The 16,612-nt window shown below is 69.3% G+C and carries 17 protein-coding genes; 6 read left to right on the top strand and 11 right to left on the bottom strand.

The window, feature by feature from the left end; all coding sequences use genetic code 11:
- The first annotated feature begins 14 nt into the window (after positions 1-14).
- The gene (gene coaA, locus ACZ6WN_RS05295; RefSeq protein WP_465863157.1) at positions 15-980 is read left to right on the top strand and encodes a type I pantothenate kinase; all 966 of its coding nucleotides are present in this window, start codon (positions 15-17) and stop codon (positions 978-980) included.
- Between the two features lie 95 nt (positions 981-1,075).
- On the opposite strand, the gene glmM is transcribed toward coaA, so the two are convergent.
- The 6 genes from glmM to ACZ6WN_RS05265 all read right to left on the bottom strand — a co-directional run bounded on the left by glmM (position 1,076) and on the right by ACZ6WN_RS05265 (position 6,092).
- Positions 1,076-2,431, bottom strand: coding sequence for a phosphoglucosamine mutase (gene glmM, locus ACZ6WN_RS05290; RefSeq protein WP_465863156.1), 1,356 nt, complete (start codon positions 2,429-2,431; stop codon positions 1,076-1,078).
- Positions 2,432-2,535: 104 nt separating this feature from the next.
- Positions 2,536-3,036, bottom strand: coding sequence for a 30S ribosomal protein S9 (rpsI, locus tag ACZ6WN_RS05285; protein ID WP_141791782.1), 501 nt, complete (start codon positions 3,034-3,036; stop codon positions 2,536-2,538).
- A 14-nt stretch (positions 3,037-3,050) separates the two neighbouring features.
- Complete coding sequence (gene rplM / locus ACZ6WN_RS05280) at positions 3,051-3,494, bottom strand: 50S ribosomal protein L13 (protein ID WP_357337689.1); 444 nt, start codon at positions 3,492-3,494, stop codon at positions 3,051-3,053.
- 283 nt (positions 3,495-3,777) lie between these two features.
- Positions 3,778-4,245 (bottom strand): hypothetical protein, encoded by a 468-nt coding sequence (locus tag ACZ6WN_RS05275; protein ID WP_465863153.1) that lies wholly within the window; start codon positions 4,243-4,245, stop codon positions 3,778-3,780.
- A gap of 126 nt (positions 4,246-4,371) precedes the next feature.
- A complete protein-coding gene (locus tag ACZ6WN_RS05270; RefSeq protein ID WP_465863152.1) occupies positions 4,372-4,659 on the bottom strand; it encodes a hypothetical protein in 288 nt (95 codons plus the stop codon).
- Positions 4,656-6,092, bottom strand: coding sequence for a FlgD immunoglobulin-like domain containing protein (locus ACZ6WN_RS05265; RefSeq protein WP_465863151.1), 1,437 nt, complete (start codon positions 6,090-6,092; stop codon positions 4,656-4,658). Before ACZ6WN_RS05265 ends, ACZ6WN_RS05270 begins: the two co-directional genes overlap by 4 nt.
- A gap of 252 nt (positions 6,093-6,344) precedes the next feature.
- Between ACZ6WN_RS05265 and rocD the strand changes: the two genes are divergently transcribed.
- Positions 6,345-7,583, top strand: coding sequence for an ornithine--oxo-acid transaminase (rocD, locus tag ACZ6WN_RS05260; protein ID WP_465863150.1), 1,239 nt, complete (start codon positions 6,345-6,347; stop codon positions 7,581-7,583).
- A 90-nt stretch (positions 7,584-7,673) separates the two neighbouring features.
- Here rocD and ACZ6WN_RS05255 read toward each other — a convergent pair whose 3' ends face one another.
- From ACZ6WN_RS05255 to ACZ6WN_RS05245, 3 genes are all read right to left on the bottom strand, one after another.
- Entirely contained in the window at positions 7,674-8,747 is a 1,074-nt protein-coding gene (locus ACZ6WN_RS05255; protein ID WP_465863149.1) for a nitrate- and nitrite sensing domain-containing protein, read from the bottom strand.
- The gene (locus tag ACZ6WN_RS05250; RefSeq protein ID WP_465863147.1) at positions 8,744-9,292 is read right to left on the bottom strand and encodes a SigE family RNA polymerase sigma factor; all 549 of its coding nucleotides are present in this window, start codon (positions 9,290-9,292) and stop codon (positions 8,744-8,746) included. The genes ACZ6WN_RS05255 and ACZ6WN_RS05250 overlap by 4 nt, the downstream gene beginning before the upstream one ends.
- Positions 9,293-9,374: 82 nt before the next feature.
- Complete coding sequence (locus ACZ6WN_RS05245; RefSeq protein WP_465863146.1) at positions 9,375-9,968, bottom strand: TetR/AcrR family transcriptional regulator; 594 nt, start codon at positions 9,966-9,968, stop codon at positions 9,375-9,377.
- 49 nt (positions 9,969-10,017) lie between these two features.
- Between ACZ6WN_RS05245 and ACZ6WN_RS05240 the strand changes: the two genes are divergently transcribed.
- The 3 genes from ACZ6WN_RS05240 to ACZ6WN_RS05230 are packed head-to-tail and all read left to right on the top strand — an operon-like array spanning position 10,018 to position 12,931.
- Positions 10,018-11,559 carry a flavin-containing monooxygenase gene (locus ACZ6WN_RS05240; RefSeq protein ID WP_465863144.1) on the top strand — a complete coding sequence of 514 codons (1,542 nt, stop codon included), beginning with the start codon at positions 10,018-10,020 and terminating at the stop codon, positions 11,557-11,559.
- Positions 11,556-12,392 carry an SDR family NAD(P)-dependent oxidoreductase gene (locus ACZ6WN_RS05235; RefSeq protein ID WP_465863142.1) on the top strand — a complete coding sequence of 279 codons (837 nt, stop codon included), beginning with the start codon at positions 11,556-11,558 and terminating at the stop codon, positions 12,390-12,392. The genes ACZ6WN_RS05240 and ACZ6WN_RS05235 overlap by 4 nt, the downstream gene beginning before the upstream one ends.
- A 14-nt stretch (positions 12,393-12,406) precedes the next feature.
- Entirely contained in the window at positions 12,407-12,931 is a 525-nt protein-coding gene (locus ACZ6WN_RS05230; RefSeq protein WP_465863140.1) for a DUF402 domain-containing protein, read from the top strand.
- Here the strand turns inward: ACZ6WN_RS05230 and ACZ6WN_RS05225 are convergent.
- On the bottom strand, positions 12,926-14,269 hold the full coding sequence (locus tag ACZ6WN_RS05225) for a threonine/serine exporter family protein (RefSeq protein WP_465863139.1): 1,344 nt from the start codon (positions 14,267-14,269) through the stop codon (positions 12,926-12,928). The genes ACZ6WN_RS05230 and ACZ6WN_RS05225 overlap by 6 nt on opposite strands.
- 83 nt (positions 14,270-14,352) lie before the next feature.
- On the opposite strand from ACZ6WN_RS05225, the gene ACZ6WN_RS05220 reads away from it, so the two are divergent.
- Positions 14,353-15,480, top strand: a complete 1,128-nt coding sequence (locus tag ACZ6WN_RS05220) for a glutamate--cysteine ligase (protein WP_465863137.1) — start codon at positions 14,353-14,355, stop codon at positions 15,478-15,480.
- Here ACZ6WN_RS05220 and ACZ6WN_RS05215 read toward each other — a convergent pair.
- The gene (locus tag ACZ6WN_RS05215) at positions 15,477-16,601 is read right to left on the bottom strand and encodes an FUSC family protein (RefSeq protein ID WP_465863136.1); all 1,125 of its coding nucleotides are present in this window, start codon (positions 16,599-16,601) and stop codon (positions 15,477-15,479) included. The genes ACZ6WN_RS05220 and ACZ6WN_RS05215 overlap by 4 nt on opposite strands.
- Positions 16,602-16,612: the final 11 nt, after the last annotated feature.

Genomic DNA, 16,612 nt, shown 5'->3' with positions numbered 1-16,612 from the left:
TAACAATCGTTGCCATGTCACACCCCGGGCCACACGGCGACGACCGCGGCTCCTCGCCCTACGTCGAGCTCGACCGAAGCGCGTGGGCCGAGCTCGCGACCGAGACCGAGAGTCCGCTGACCGAGGCGGAGATCGAGTCTCTGCGGGGCCTGGGCGACCAGATCGACCTCAAGGAGGTCGAGGAGGTCTATCTGCCGCTGAGCCGGCTGCTGAGCCTCTACGTGAGCGCCTCGGACAGGCTCCACGACCAGCAGGAGCTGTTCCTCGGCAAGACGATGCCGGAACGTACGCCGTTCGTCATCGGTGTCGCCGGATCCGTCGCCGTCGGCAAGTCGACCACGGCGCGCGTGCTCCAGCAGATGCTCGCCCACTGGCCCGAGCACCCCAACGTGGCCCTGGTGACCACCGACGGGTTCCTCTACCCCAACGCCGAGCTCGAGCGTCGTGGCCTGATGGAGCGCAAGGGCTTCCCCGAGTCCTACGACCGCAAGGCCCTGCTCCGCTTCCTCGTCGACCTCAAGTCGGGCGAGGACGAGGTGCGCGCGCCGATCTACTCCCACCTGACCTACGACGTCACCGACCAGACGGTGCTGGTCAAGAAGCCCGACATCGTCATCCTCGAGGGCCTCAACGTCCTGCAGCCCTCCCGGGTCCGCGCCGACGGCACCATCTCGCTCGGCCTCTCCGACTTCTTCGACTTCTCCGTCTTCGTCGACGCCGACTCGCGCGACATCAAGCAGTGGTACGTCGAGCGCTTCCTGCGGCTGCGCGAGACCGCCTTCCGCGACCCGTCGTCCTACTTCACCAAGTACGCGGCGCTCAGCCACGACGAGGCCGTCACCCGAGCCACCGAGATCTGGAACGAGATCAACGGCCCCAACCTCCGCGAGAACGTCCTCCCCACCCGCTCCCGCGCCACCCTTGTGCTCCGCAAGGACCGCGACCACTCGGTGCGGTATGTGAGGTTGCGGAAGATCTAGGCGGTTGGTTCGTCTAGGTATGCAGAGAAACCGTCACTTCCCGTGCGGAGTTCCACCCGGGAAGTGACGGTTCGGCTGCATACCTAGACAAACATTCAGAGCGCCAGCCGCGCCCGTACGACCCCGGCGAGCCGCTCGGCACACGCCTCGGCCTCGTGGTGGGTAGGAGCCTCGACCATGACGCGTACGAGGTTCTCGGTGCCGGAGGGGCGCAGCAGGATCCGGCCGGAGCCGGCGAGAGCCTTCTCCTCGGTCGCGACGGCCTCGAGGAGGCCGTCGTCGGTCTTGCAGCGGGCCTTGTCGACGCCCTTGACGTTGAGCAGGACCTGCGGGAGGCGGGTGACGACGGAGGCGAGGTCGGCGAGGGTGCGCCCGGTGAGGGTCATCCGCTGCAGGACGTGCAGCGCGGTGAGGATGCCGTCGCCGGTGGTGGAGTGCTCGCTCATGATGATGTGGCCGGACTGCTCGCCGCCGATGGCGTAGCCGCCCCGGCGCATCTCCTCGAGCACGTAGCGGTCACCGACGGCGGTCTGCTTCACGTGGACGCCCGCGGCGTCCATCGCCTTGACGAAGCCGAGGTTGCTCATCACGGTGACGACCACGGTGTCGTCCGGGAGCCGGCCGGCGTCGTGGAGGCCGAGGGCGAGGATCGCGATGAGCTGGTCGCCGTCGACCAGGTTGCCCTCACCGTCGACGGCCAGGCAGCGGTCGGCGTCGCCGTCCCAGGCGAACCCGACGTCGGCACCGTGCTCGAGGACCGCCTTCTGGAGCATCTCCGGGTGGGTCGAACCGACCCCGTCGTTGATCGAGAGACCGTCGTTGACGTCGTTGATCGCGATCACCTTCGCCCCGGCCTGGTCCAGGGCCAGCGGGCCTGCGGCCGCGGCCGCGCCGTTGGCGCAGTCGACGACGACGGTCAGCCCGTCGAGGCGCTGCTCCAGCGTGGAGACCAGATGGGCTGCGTACGTCTCCACGGGGTTCTCGTGGGTCGAGATCCGGCCCACCGACGCGCCGGTGGGGCGGTCCCAGGGCTCGTCGAGATGTGCCTCGATCCGGTCCTCGAGCACGTCGTCGAGCTTGTGCCCGCCGCGCTGGAGGAACTTGATGCCGTTGTCGGGCATCGGGTTGTGCGAGGCCGAGATGACCACGCCGAGGTCGGCCTGGAGGGCGGCGGTGAGGTAGGCGACCCCCGGCGTCGGCAGCACGCCGACGTCGATCACGTCGCAGCCGGCCGAGGCCAGACCGCCGGCCACCGTCGCCTGCAGGAACTGCCCGGAGACGCGCGAGTCGTTGCCGACCACCGCCAGCGGCTTGCGTCCGCTGCCGGAGCCGCGCAGCTCCTCGGTCAGGACCAGTGCCGCCGAGGTCGCCAGGTTCTGGGCGAGCGAGGCGGTGAGGATCTCGCCGTTCGCGAGACCACGAACTCCGTCAGTGCCGAAAAGGCGTGCCACGTCCGTGTGACCTTCTTTCGTACGTCGGCCCCCGCCCGAAAAATGAGTTGGGGTGCCTCGGCGAGCCGCGCCACCCCAACAATGCTAGGCGATCGCCTGGGCGATCAGCGCTTGCTGAACTGCGAGGCCTTGCGGGCCTTCTTGAGACCGGCCTTCTTCCGCTCCACGACGCGGGCGTCGCGGGTCAGCAGACCGGCCTTCTTCAGGGTCGGGCGGTTGGCCTCGACGTCGACGTCGTTCAGCGCACGGGCCACGCCGAGACGCAGCGCGCCGGCCTGACCGGCGATGCCGCCGCCGTCGATGCGGGCGATCACGTCGAAGCGGCCCTCGAGCTGCAGCGCGGCGAACGGCTCGTTCGCGATCTGCTGGTGCAGCTTGTTGGGGAAGTAGTCCTCGATGGTGCGACCGTTGATGGTCCAGTTGCCGGTGCCCGGGACGATCCGGACGCGGGCGACGGACTCCTTGCGGCGGCCGGTGGCGGCAGCCGGGGCGATGGTCGCCGGGCGCTCGGGGGTGTCGGCGGACGGGGCGCTCTCGGAGGTGTACGCGAGGCCCTGCTCGTCGGTCTCGAAGGTCTCCTCGACCTCTACGGTGTTCTCAGTCATGTCCTGGTCCTGGCTCACTGGGCGATCTGCTTGATCTCGAACGGAACGGCCTGCTGCGCGGCGTGCGGGTGCTCAGGGCCGGAGTAGACCTTCAGCTTCTTGAGCATCTGACGGCCGAGCTTGTTCTTCGGCAGCATGCCCCACACCGCCTTCTCGATCGCCTTGCGAGCGTCCTTGTCCAGGACCTCACCGATCGGCGTGGCCGTGAGACCGCCCGGGTAGCCCGAGTGACGGTAGGCCATCTTGGTGGTCTTCTTGTTGCCGGAGAGGGAGACCTTCTCGGCGTTGATGACGATGACGAAGTCGCCGGTGTCCGCGTTGGGCGCGAAGATCGCCTTGTGCTTGCCGCGGAGGAGCTCGGCGACCTGGACAGCGAGGCGGCCGAGACGGACGTCGGTCGCGTCGATCACGAGCCAGGCGCGCTCGATGTCGCCCGGCTTGGGAGCGTAAGTACGCACGTGTGCCTTCTTAGTTCGTAGTGCCCGCCCAGCGGGTGCAGGAGGCGGGATGGTGCTGCGTGGCTTCTGACGAACACGGCCCGGCTTGCCCCGCCGCCGGGATATCCCAGCGGCAGTCATCCGGATCTGCGCCCCTGACCGTGCGACAGCTCTCATCGAACCAGGGATCAGGACGCGGCAGGAGTCACGACCGAACAAGGTTACGAGCCCCCGCACGACGGAGACAAATCAAGACGTACGCCGCCGGTCGGGGAGCCGGGCGGCGTACGCGATCTTGGGTGGGTCAGCTCGACTGACCCAGGGAGGACTGTCCGTCGGACTGGTCCTGTTGCTGGCCGAAGTCGGGCAGCTGGCCGCCGTCGGGGAACCCACCGTCGCCCGGGAGCCGGTCCCCCTCAGGAAACTGGCCGCCGTCGGGCAGCTGGCCGTACGGCATCTGACGGTCGCCTCGCATCTGGCCCAGCTCGCGCGGCCCCTGATCGGAACCACCGTCGACGACGGCCGCGGCGACCCCTGCCGCGACGCCAGCACCGAGGACGAGCCCGACGGCCGCCGCGGTAGCGACGCTCTTCCAGCCGAAGACCCGCTCGGAGAGCTTCTTCCTCGGTGCCGGCGCGGCCGCAGGTGCGGCGGTCGGAGGACCGTAGGCCGGCGGCGCGTACGCCACCGGCGCGGGCTGCTCAGCGGCGGGCTGCTCGGCCGTCGGCTCCACCGGCTCGGGAGCCTCGCCGTCCGTACTCTTGTCGCTCATGTTTCCAGAGTCCGCCCGGTTCCTGTGGCGAGGCTGTGCCAGGCCTTTGACTTCGGTGAAAAACGACGACGTACGCCGCCGGAGCCCTGCCCGGCGGCGTACGTCGTTCTTCTGCTCGTTGCTCGGCTACTGGTCGACGCCGACCTCACCCTCGGGGGCGAACGCGTCCTCGTCGAGCTGGGCCGAGCCCGGGCCCTCGCCCGGCTCCGGGGGCTGGCCGGTCGTCGGCTTCTGCTCCGGGGCCTCGTCACCGCCGAAGCCGATCGCACCGATCGCGCCGCCCAGCAGGAGGCCCAGAAGAAGGCCCAGCAGCAGAGCACCGGCGGCGACGATGATCAGGGCCCGCCGGCTGTACGTCCGCGCAGCCACCGGCGTCTCGGCCGGCGTGTCGGCAGGCTTCTCGGTCGTGGTCACGCGAGCACTCGGTACTGGATGCCGACCGAGTACTTCCACACGTCGTAGCGCGAGCTCGACTGGAGGCCCGAGACCCACCACAGCGACGGGCAGTACTGCGTCGACCGACGATCGGCGATCAGCGCGTTCGGCGTGGAGACCGATGCCATCGTCTTCCACTGCACGGAGTTGCCGAACTGGTGGCGCTGCGCCAGCGTCCAGTCGCCGGACGTCTGCGGCCTGTAGACGTGGGTCACGAGGTAGACGTTCTTGGTGTAGCCCTTCGGCCGTCCGCCGTAGTGCTTCAGCGAGAGGTTGCGGTAGTTCCCGTCGAACGACCTGGGCAGGCACGTGACGCTGTCGGTGATCACCCGCGACTTGGCGGTGTCGCCGCCTCGACACTTGACGTTGGAGCGGTAGCCGCGGGAGCCCGCCCAGTCGCTGCGCGCCGGCGCCTTGAGGGTCGAGCAGGAGCCGACGTACTTCTGATCCAGCGCATCCTTGGCGGTGATCTTCTTGTAGTAGGTCTTCCAGACCAGCTTCTTCCAGGAGACGACGACCGTGGTCGTCTTCGTGGTCCTGTTGCCGGCATCGTCGGTCAGGGTCGCCGTGACGGTGTAGGTCCCTGCGGGGACCCGGGCGCCGGACCTGTCCAGACCGTTCCACGTCGGCTGCGCGTAGTGGAGGAGATCCGAGGAGCCGCTCCAGGTCAGCTCGCCGGAGCCCATCGTCCGGACGGAGGTGCCGGCGCTGTTCAGCACCTGCACGTTGTACCTCGACTGCTCCCAGCCGCCCTTGATGGTCACGCTGAAGAGGTCTCGGTAGCCGTCCTTGGCGGGGTAGAACGTCGTGAGGTTGCGGCTCCACGAGAACACCGGGGCGGTGTTGTCGAGCGAGAGCGCGCCCGCCGAGATATCGGACCCGACCGCGCCGTCGGCGGTCGCGGTCACCTGGACGCGGAGCCGGTAGCGGCCGTCAGCACCCGAAGGAGCCACAACGGTCAGGTTCGCCTCGGACTGTGCGCTCGTCACCAGCGCCACCGGCTGGGACGGCTGCCCGACGACGAGCGACGTCGACTCGTCCCACCACTGCCACACGACCTCGATCGCTGACGAGGGTCGGTCATAGGCGACGACTCGCGAAGGCACGGAGGCACCGGTACGACGCACGGGATCATCGAGGAAGACGCCCACGTTGACGATCGGTGCCGGCTCGGTCGTGGTCGGGGTCTCGGTCACGGTCGGGTCTGTGGTCGGGGTCTCGGTCACGGTCGGGTCCGTGGTCGGGTCCGTGGTCGGGTCGGCGGTGGCCGTCGGGTCCGGGGTGGTCGTCGGATCGGCGGTGGCCGTCGACGTCGGATCCGTGGTGGGCGACGGCGTCTCCGTCGCGAAAGCCGGCACCGCCGGCACGATCAGGGCGACGGCAGCAGCCGCCACCAGTGCGCGGACGCGCATCTGTGGTTCCTCCGAGTCTCTTGCCCGAGATGGTCGTGGGGTCGCTTCGCTGCCCGAGAAGGCGAGGCGGGCCGAGATGGCTGACGGAATCTATACCCCCCGGCGCACACCCTCGGCACCGGTATTCGCCGCACAGGACCGCCGTGGCGACAACGATGGGACAACTGGCGTAGCCTGATCGTAGGATTGTCTGACAATCAGATGATCCTTGCTCAGATCGCCGAGAACGCCCCACGAGATGGAGGAGTGCGCATGACCCTGCTCAACGAAGCTCAGGACACCGTTGCGACCAGCCTGACCCCCGCCGCCTTCGCGGCAGCCGAGGCGCACTCCGCGCACAACTACCACCCTCTCGAGGTGGTGATCAGCCACGCCGAGGGCGCCTGGGTGACCGACGTCGACGGCCGCCGCTGCCTCGACATGCTGGCCGGCTACAGCGCGCTGAACTTCGGTCACGGTCACCCCGCGCTGCTGTCCGCGGCCCGTGAGCAGCTCGACAAGGTCACGCTGACCTCGCGCGCGTTCGTGCACGACCAGTTCGCCGAGTTCACCGCCCGCCTGGCCGCGATGTGCGGCAAGGACATGGTGCTGCCGATGAACACCGGCGCCGAGGCGGTCGAGACCGCGATCAAGGTCGCCCGCAAGTGGGGCTACGACGTCAAGGGCGTCCCCGCCGACCAGGCCGAGATCATCGTGATGGCCGGCAACTTCCACGGTCGCACCACCACCATCGTCGGCTTCTCCGACGACGCCGACGCCCGCGACGGCTTCGGCCCGTTCGCCCCCGGCTTCGTGATGGTCCCCTACGCCGACCTGGCCGCGATCGAGGCCGCGATCACCCCCAACACGGTGGCCGTGCTGGTCGAGCCGATCCAGGGCGAGTCCGGCGTCGTCATCCCCGGCGACGACTTCCTGATCGGGCTGCGCGAGGTCTGCACCCGCGAGAACGTGCTCTTCGCCGCCGACGAGATCCAGGCCGGCCTGGGCCGCACCGGCTACACCTTCGCCTGCGACCACGCCGGCGTGAAGCCGGACATGTACATCCTCGGCAAGGCGCTCGGTGGCGGCATCGTCCCGGTCTCGGCGGTCGTCGCCGACCGCGACGTGCTCGGCGTCATCGGCCCCGGCCAGCACGGCTCCACCTTCGGTGGCAACCCGCTCGCCTGCGCCGTCGGCACCACCGTCGTCGACCTGCTCGAGACCGGCGAGTTCCAGGCCCGCGCCGAGGCCCTCGGCCAGGTCCTGCGCGACCGGCTCCTGGCGATGGTCGGCAAGGGCATCGTCGGGTTCCGCTCCCGTGGCCTGTGGGCCGGCGTCGACATCGACCCGGCCGTCGGCACCGGTCGCGAGATCTGCGAGCGCCTCCTGGCCCGCGGCGTACTCGCCAAGGACACCCACGGCTCCACCATCCGCCTCGCCCCGCCCCTGGTGATCGCCGAGGACGACCTCCACTGGGCCCTCGACCAGCTCGAGGCCGCTGTCTCCGAGTAGGCCCCCGACTCCATGTAGCACGTCGTTCGACGTACTGGTCGCCCTGATGGAACGACCGGAGAGTACGTCGAACGACGTGTTACTCGTTCGCTAGCCGTCGAGCGCGGCGAGGTCGGCGATGAGCTCGTTCGCCGCGGCGGCGGACAGCTCCTGCAGCCCGCGGATAAGCTCGGTACAGGACGCCGTATGTTGGTCCGGCGTCATCGTGACCCGGCTCAGGTCGCCCGAGCTCAGGACCTGGTTGACCGCCCGTTGCGCGGGAACCCCGACGGCTCCATCGGTGGCTGTATTGATGGTGATCTGGTCGAGGGAGTCGCGCTGAGGTTCCGAGCTCGACGTGTAGAGCGCCGAGAGCGACAGGCGCCACTCAGCCTCGGCCCGCGCAAGCTCGGCGAACTCCTCCTTGCTGAGAGAATCCGCGCCCGCAGCGCCCGCATGCTGCATAACCTCACGCTTGGCGAGTGCCGTCACCATGATGTTCCGCTGCGTGCCGAGCGTCCGGAAGGCGGGGCCCAGGTGACCGAGCGCCTCGATCTCGTCGTCGATCTCGGCGTCACCGACATACGGCACGAGCGTCGGGATCGCGAGGAGGTCGTTGGAGATGACCGACAAGGCCAGCACTCCCTGCAGCCGAGTCTCCTTCGTACGGGCCATGGATCGCGTCTCCGGTAGGGCGGCCAACGACTGCCGGATCTCGGAGGCGAGCTCAGCGAGCTCCCGGTCCCCGCCGTCGATCTGCTCCGCCTTCGCGGTCCAGGTCGAGATGGCCTCGTCGGTCGCCTCCTGCAGCGGCTTCATCACCACGTCAGGGACGTCCGCGAGGATGGCGTCGCGCTCGAAGATCAGCTTGATCGCCAGGTCGAACGTGCTGGGCAGCACCTGCGCGACCGACTCGGCCCGGCGCACCGACGAGGAAGATGTGGAGGTCGGGGAAACGGCCGGGTCAGTGGCCCGATCCGCAACGAGAGGCCGCAGCGCGACCCCGGCGATGCCGATGATCCCGACCGCCAGGACGGTCCCGGCGGTGGCGAGCATTCGGGCCCGGCGCACACGGCGGCGGCCGCGGCGTACGTCCTCGGAAGAGTCCGAAGGTGGGACCGGAGCGGCGGCGCCGATGCGGTAGAGACGCTCGCGCAGCAAGGTGTCGTCGTCGAAGGTGTTCATCGCCGGCCTCCTCGGGCAGCATCGGGAGCAGCATCGGGAGCAGCGTCGAGAGCGCCGTTGGGGGCAGCATCACCGGGACGGAGGGCGCGGCGCAGGCCGGCCAGAGCGACCGAGGTCTGGCTCTTGACCGTCCCGCTGCTGATACCGAGGTCGGCGGCGGTCTCCTCGACCGACAGGCCCCAGTAGTGCCGGAGGACGACGACCCGCCGCTGTCCTGCGGGAAGGGCCCGCAGCGCAGTCCAGAGCTCATCGAGGTCCTCGGCACCGAGGCCGGTCGGCGCCGGCCGGTCGGCGACCTCGCCCGCTCGCTCGCGCCGCCACGGACGGCGGCCTTCGTCGAGATGACTGTTGACCAGCACCCGACGTACGTAGGCATCGACGCTGTCGGCCTTCCGTACCCGCCGCCACGCCGCGTACACCTTCGACAGCGTCAGCTGCACGATGTCCTCGGCGCGATGCTCGTCACCGCACAGCAGGTAGGCCGCGCGATACAGGTGTGCGCGTCTCTCCCTGACGTAGGCGGTGAACTCCTCGTCCCTGCTCAACGTCTCTCCTCCTCCGGTTCCAACCCCCGACGCCCTACTGACGCAGTCGGTCGTCGATCGGTTGGGTCCGGATGACTGCTTCCTAGGTGCGCGCCACCGGCCCCAGCATCTCGAGCAGCACCGGCAACGACCCTGCCAGCACCCCGAGCAGATCCTCGCGGGTGAGCCCGGCGGGATCGGCCTTCCACGAGAGCACCAGCTCCTCCGACATGGCCTGCCACCCACGCACCATCAGGCGCGCGGCAGGCGTGTCCTCGACGAAGTCGGCGCCGGCGTCGAAGATCCGGAGGCCGAGAGCACCGAAGGCGTCGTCGTAGATCTGGCGCAGGACCGGGTCGCTGGCGGCGCCGCGGACCATCGAGACGTACCCCTCGTAGTTCGCGTCGACGAAGTCCACGTAGGCGGTCATCGACGCCAGCAGGCGCTCGACCGGCTCCCCTGTCGAGGGCGGGGCGGTCTGGGCGACGAGGGCGTCGGCGGCGCGGCGTACGACCGCCTCACGGAAGGCCATCTTGTCGCCGAAGTAGTGGTAGAGCAGCCCGCGCGAGATGCCGGCCTCACGCGCGACCACGTCGATGGAGATCTCATCGAGGGAGTGGTTCGCGAAGAGGCGAATGCCCAGGTCGAGCAGCTGCTCGCGGCGCTGCTCGGGCGTCAGTCTCGTCCGTCGGCTCATGCCAACCATTCTATTGACATCTGTTCAATAGGCAAGCCATACTCGAAGTATGACCACTGCTGACCTCACCCCTGTCGACCACCTGATCGTCGGTGCCGGCTTCGGAGGCCTGTGCGCGGCGATCAAGCTCGAGGAGGACGGCGAGCGCGACTTCGTCGTCATCGAGAAGGGCTCCGGCGTCGGCGGCACCTGGCGCGACAACACCTACCCCGGTGCCGCCTGCGACGTCCCCAGCCAGCTCTACAGCTACTCCTTCGCGCTCAACCCCGACTGGTCGATGAGCTTCTCGCCCCAGCCGGAGATCGAGGCGTACATCAAGAAGGTCGCCGAAGGCTCCGGCACCCTGGACCGCTTCGTCTTCGACACCGCGATGACCGCCGCGACCTGGGACGAGAGCCGGCAGCGCTGGCTCGTCGAGACCGAGGGCACGAACGGCAGGAAGACGTACGCAGCGACCACCGTCATCGCCGGCCCGGGCGCGCTCTCCGAGCCCAAGCTCCCGGACATCGCGGGCATCGAGGGCTTCCAGGGCGAGATCTTCCACTCCGCGCAGTGGAACCACGACGTCGACCTCACCGGCAAGCGCGTCGCGGTGATCGGCACCGGCGCCAGCTCGATCCAGATCGTCCCGGAGATCCAGAAGAAGGCCGCCCGCCTCGACGTCTACCAGCGCACCGCGCCCTGGGTCCTCCCCCGCAACGAGCACCGTTACTCCAAGCTCGAGAAGGCCGCCTTCCGCCACGTCCCCGGGGTCCAGCGCCTCGCCCGTGCGGCGGTCTACTGGGGCCTCGAGGTCCGCGTCCTGGGTCTCGCCGTGCAGCCCAAGCTCACCCTGGCCCACCAGCTGATGGCGCAGAACAACATCCGCCGCGGCATCAAGGACCCCGAGCTGCGCCGCAAGGTCACCCCCGACTACACGCTCGGCTGCAAGCGCACGCTGATCTCCAACGCCTACTACCCGGCGCTGGCCGCCGACAACGTCGACCTGATCACCGACGGCATCGACCGGGTGAGCGAGAACGCGATCATCGCCAAGGACGGCACCACCCGCGAGATCGACGTCCTCGTGGTGGCGACCGGCTTCTACACGACCGACCTCCCGATCGCCCACGCGATCACCGGCAGCAAGGGCCGCACCATGGCCGAGCGGTTCGCGGAGACCGGGATGAGCGCCTACAAGGGCACCACGGTCCCGGAGTTCCCCAACCTCTTCTTCGTGGTCGGCCCCAACACCGGCCTGGGCCACTCCTCGATGGTCTACATGATCGAGTCGCAGGTGGCCTACATCCGCGACGCCATCCGCACGATGCGTACGAACGCGTACGCCACCGTCGAACCCACCGAGGACGCCACCTCCGCCTGGAACGACGACCTGCAGCGCAAGATGGACAAGACGGTCTGGTCGGAGGGCGGCTGCGCGTCGTGGTATCTCGACGAGCACGGCCGCAACACGACCCTGTGGCCGAGCTTCACGTTCCTGTTCCGCCATCTGACCAGCAAGTTCGACGTCGACAAGTACGCCGTCACCGCCGCCACCACGGCCGACGAGACCGACAAGGCAAACAAGACCGAGGAGAGTGTCCCCGCATGAAGTCCTTCGACGACAAGGTAGTCGTACTCACCGGAGCCGGCTCCGGCATCGGCCGCGCCCTCGCGGTCAACCTCGCCGGCCGCGGCGCCCGCCTGGCGCTCTCCGACGTCAACGAGGCCGGCCTGGCCGAGACCGTCGAGCTCGCCAAGCAGGCCGGCGCCCGCGAGATCAAGGAAGACAAGCTCGACGTCGCCGACCGCGAGGCCTTCAGGACGTACGCCGAGGGCGTCATCGCCCACTTCGGCCAGGTCAACGTGGTCGTCAACAACGCCGGCGTCGCGTTGTCGGGTCGGGTCAACGACCTCGACTGGGAGGACATCGACTGGATCATCGGCATCGACTGGTGGGGCGTCGTGCACGGCACGAAGTTCTTCCTCCCGGCCCTGATCGAGTCCGGGGACGCGCACATCGTGAACATCTCCTCGCTGTTCGGGCTCGTCTCGATGCCCGACCAGGCCTTCTACAACGCGGCGAAGTACGCCGTGCGCGGCTTCACCGAGGCCCTGCGCGAGGAGATGCTGATCGACGGCCACCAGGTGGGCGTCACCTCGGTCCACCCCGGTGGCATCAAGACCGCGGTCGCCCGCAGCGCCCGTGTCTCGGCCAAGGACGACCAGGCCGCGACCGCGAAGTTCTTCGACGAGAAGCTCGCCAAGATGGAGCCGGCGCGTGCCGCCGAGATCATCGTCAAGGGCATCGAGAAGAAGCAGGCCCGGGTGCTGGTCGGCCTCGATGCCCACGTCATCCACAACTTCGGCAAGTTCACCGGCTCGCGCTATCAGGACCTGATCGCCCTGGGCGCCAAGTACGTGATGCCCAAGAAGCAGGGCTGAGGCAGACTGGCGCCATGCGCTTCGAGGCCGGTCATCCTGTTCGTGTCGAGTTCACGAAGTGGGGTGGCCGGCCTCACTGGTCCTTCACGGGCGTCTACCTCGGCGAGGACGAGCACGGTGAGTGGATCGGTCACCCGGTCGGCACCGAGTTCGCCCGCCCGGGGCGGGGCTGGATCGCCGACTGGGAGTCGGTCAGCCTGGTCCCCCACCGCGACGCCGCCCACTTCCCCGCGTTCAACCGGCCCAACGAGCAGGTCAGCTCGCAGATATATGTCGACATGTGCACTCCGCCGGTGTGGCAGGACTCGACGGTCACCTGCATCGACCTGGACCTCGACGTCGTCAAGAAGTTCGACGGCTCGGTCTACATCGACGACCAGGACGAGTTCGAGCACCACCAGATCGAGTACGGCTACCCGCCCGAGATCATCTCGATGACCGAGGACTCCGCCGAGCGGGTCTTCCTCGCGGTCAAGGAGAGCCGGGCGCCGTACGACACGACCCCCGAGCGCTGGTTCGAGGTGCTGAGCGGCCTATGAGTCGGTCTCGGCGACCGGCACCGGGGTGGCTCGGTCCTTGCGCAGCGGCCCGACCAGGCGCGGCCCGGAGAGCCGCGTCTCGATCCGCCACGAGCGGCGGCTGAGCGGCTGGGCGATGTATTCGCCCAGGTAGACGCCGGAGGCGAGAGCGAGCGCGACGGAGGCCGCGGTGAAGAGGGCGACCAGGCCGACCGAGGTGGTCTCGGGCGTCTCCTGGGCGAGCATCGTGAGCCCGCGGTAGATGGAGTAGCCCGGCAGGAACGGCACGACCGAGGAGACCACGACGACCAGCGGCGGCACCTTTAGCCGGGTGGCGACCGAGTAGGCGACCAGACCGATGAACAGCGCGGCCACGGCCACCCGCCACGTACGCCCGACGTCGCCGGGGACGACGATCGAGAGGATCACGGCGATGCCGGCGATGACCGCGATGGGGGCCAGCGTCCGCTTGGGCGCGTACGCCGCGTAGGCGAAGGCCGCGGCACCGACCGCACCGCCGGCGGTGGCGAGGGTGATCGACTGCAGCGAGGTGACGCTGCTCGTCACCGCGCCGTGGATCGGGACCCCGACCGCGCCCGCGAAGACCAGACCGCCGGTGACCCCGGCGATGATCCCGGCCGTGGAGACCAGGGCCTCCATGATCCGGGCGCTGGCGGTGACGTGGAAGCCGGTCAGGGCGTCCTGGAGGGCACCCATGAAGCTGATCCCGGCCAGCATCACGGTGATGTTGGCGGCGATCGAGGTCGAGACGTCGAGGTCCAGCGGCAGCGCCGCGGCGATGACCGCGAGCAGCGTGGCCAGGCCCGCACCGGCGACCTGCAGGTAGAAGAGGGGCAGTCGCCAGCGGCGGTGGAGGAAGTGCTGCAGCTGGTCGATCGCGGCGCCCGAGATGAAGGCGAGGACGACCACGCGGAGCTCACCACCGACGTAGACGGTGAACGCCGCCGCCATCACCGCCATCCCGAGCGTCACCGCCCAGCGCGGCCGGCGGTGGCCGCCGGAGATGATGCGGCCGAGCGCGATCCGGGCGCCCTGGAGATCCACCTCGTCGCGTACGACCTGGCGGACCAGGTGGTCGACGGCGGTCAGGTGGTCGTAGTCGATGGTGCGGTTCTTGACCTGGCGGGTGGTGTGGATCGGGATCGCCTCGGGATCGGCCTGATAGCTCATCGAGAGGCTGGTGTAGGTGACGTCGACCTCGGCCTCGCGAAGGCCCAGATGTTGGGCGAGCGACCTCATCGTCGCGGTTACGTCAGCGGCCCCGGCGCCGGTCGAGATCAGCAGCTCACCGACGCGGAGGCAGAAGTCCAGAGTCAGGTTCACCTCACGCGCGTCCATCGATCAAATGGTGCCATCGGCCCGGTGATCGACAGGCATTCACGGTGCTCGACAAACGGGCCCGCTCAAGGAACGCTCGATACATGCGGATCGACTTCCACCCCTCCCCCCGGCCGACGCTCGGCGTCGAGTGGGAGCTCGCGCTCGTCGACCGCGAAACGCGGGATCTGGTCAACGTCGCGGACCATCTCTTCGCCCGGGCCAAGCCCCGGGTTCCCCACCCCGGGCGGATCCACAAGGAGCTGCTGCGCAACACCGTCGAGGTCGTCACCGGGATCTGCGGGACCGTCGAGGAGGCCATGGACCAGATCCGCGAGACGACCGCCGGGGTCGTCCGTGCCGGGGACGATCTCGGTGTGGATCTGTTCGGTGCCGGGACGCACCCGTTCGCGTCGTGGACCACGCAGGAGCTCTCCGCGGGGCATCGCTACGAGGAGCTGATCAACCGCACCCAGTGGTGGGGGCGGCAGATGCTGATCTGGGGCGTCCATGTGCACGTCGGGATGCCGGAGCGGGACCGGCTGCTTCCGGTCCTCAACGGGCTGCTGACCTACTATCCCCACTTCCAGGCGCTGTCGGCCTCCTCCCCGATCTGGGCGGGCGTGGACACCGGCTACGCCTCCAACCGGGCCCTGATGTTCCAGCAGCTGCCGACCGCCGGGCTGCCGTTCCAGTTCGCGACGTGGCAGGAGTTCGAGGCGTACGTCTCGGACCAGACGGTCACCGGCGTGATCGAGGACATCAGCGAGATCCGCTGGGACATCCGGCCCTCGCCCCGGATCGGCACCATCGAGAACCGGATCTGCGACGGGGTCGCCACGATCCAGGAGCTGGCCGCGATCGCCGCGCTGGCGCACTGTCTCTGCGTCGACCTGGACGCCCGGGTCGCGGCCGGCGAGCCCATCGCCACCATGCCGCCGTGGCACGTCCAGGAGAACAAGTGGCGCGCCGCCCGCTACGGCCTGGACGCGATCGTGATCCTCAACGACGCCTCCGAGGAGCGGCTGGTCACCGAGGACCTCGCCGACCTGCTGGTACGCCTCGAGCCGGTGGCCGCACGCCTGGGCTGCGAGAAGGAGCTCGCCGGGGTCCACGACATCATCCACAAGGGCGCCTCCTACCAGCGACAACGCGCCATCGCGGCCTCCACCGAGGGCGACCTGGTCGCGGTCGTCGACTCAGTCGTACGCGACCTGCGCGGGTCGCTCTAGACCGTTCGGCGCGGCGGCAGCGGCGGCAGGGCGTCGGTCGCCTCGAACTGCCCCATCCCGGTGACCCCGAGCAGGTCGACGATGATCGACCTGATCTGGACGAGGATGACCTCGGCGTTGAGCGAGTCCGTACGCTCCACCTCCGCCGACTGCTCGCCGACGGCGAGCAGCACCGACCTGGCCTCCTGGGCCAGCCCGTCCGGGCCGCGGCCCGCGGCGAGCTCGGCCTCGACGACGTCGACGGCGTCGGCGAGCCCGAAGGCCAGCTGGTAGTAGCTCTCGGGCACGATGTCGCCGCGGTAGGCCGACACCGCGGCCCGCCGCACCAGCACCCGGGTGCTGCGCAGCGCTCGGTCGAGCGGTTCGACGAGCTCGGCCATCCGGTGCACGTGGCTACGATGTCGGAACCGGAACGGCGAGGAGGTCAGCACCGACATGCCCTCGTCGGAGGCGTCCTGCAGCTCGCGGATCAGCGGGTCCGTGGCCCGCGCGTCGGCGAGCACCTTGAGCCCGTGGACCGCGTCGGCGTCGAGCATCACCTGGCCGGCGGCGCGCAGCAGCGAGGCGATCTTCTTCGCCACCACAGCCGCCTGCTCGCCGGGCCGCCGCAACGGCGCGGCGGGGACGATCGAGGCGGCCACCAGCGCGACCGCGCCGCCGATCAGCGCGTCGGTCCAGCGGGTGAACGCCGCGCCGGGCGTCGGCAGCAGCCCCATCACGAAGATCGACTGCACCGCGGCCTGGTTGCGGAAGACCTGACCCGAGGAGATGAAGATCCCCACCGCCATGGCCATCGCGACCACCAAGGTCATCTGCCAGGCGCCCTCGCCGATGATCTGCACCACGATGTCGCCCAGGAACACCCCGAGCGCGACCCCGATGGTCACCTCGGTCACCCGCCGCAGGCGCTGCCCGTAGGAGGTGCCGAGGCTGACCACCGCCGCGATCGGCGCGAAGACCGGTTGTACGTGGCCCAGCAGCTCGGCCGCGATGAACCACGCCGCCCCGGCTGCCCCGGCGGCCTGCAGCACGTGCCACCGCTTCGACTTCAGCCGCGCCAGCCGGCGACGTACGTCGGACTCCACCTGCTCGCGAGTCAGCCGCGGAGCAGGAAAGCGCATGCGCTGATCCT

The sequence above is a fragment of the Nocardioides sp. NPDC054178 genome (genome assembly GCF_055585005.1).
This window is presented reverse-complemented; position numbering and strand designations above follow the sequence as displayed.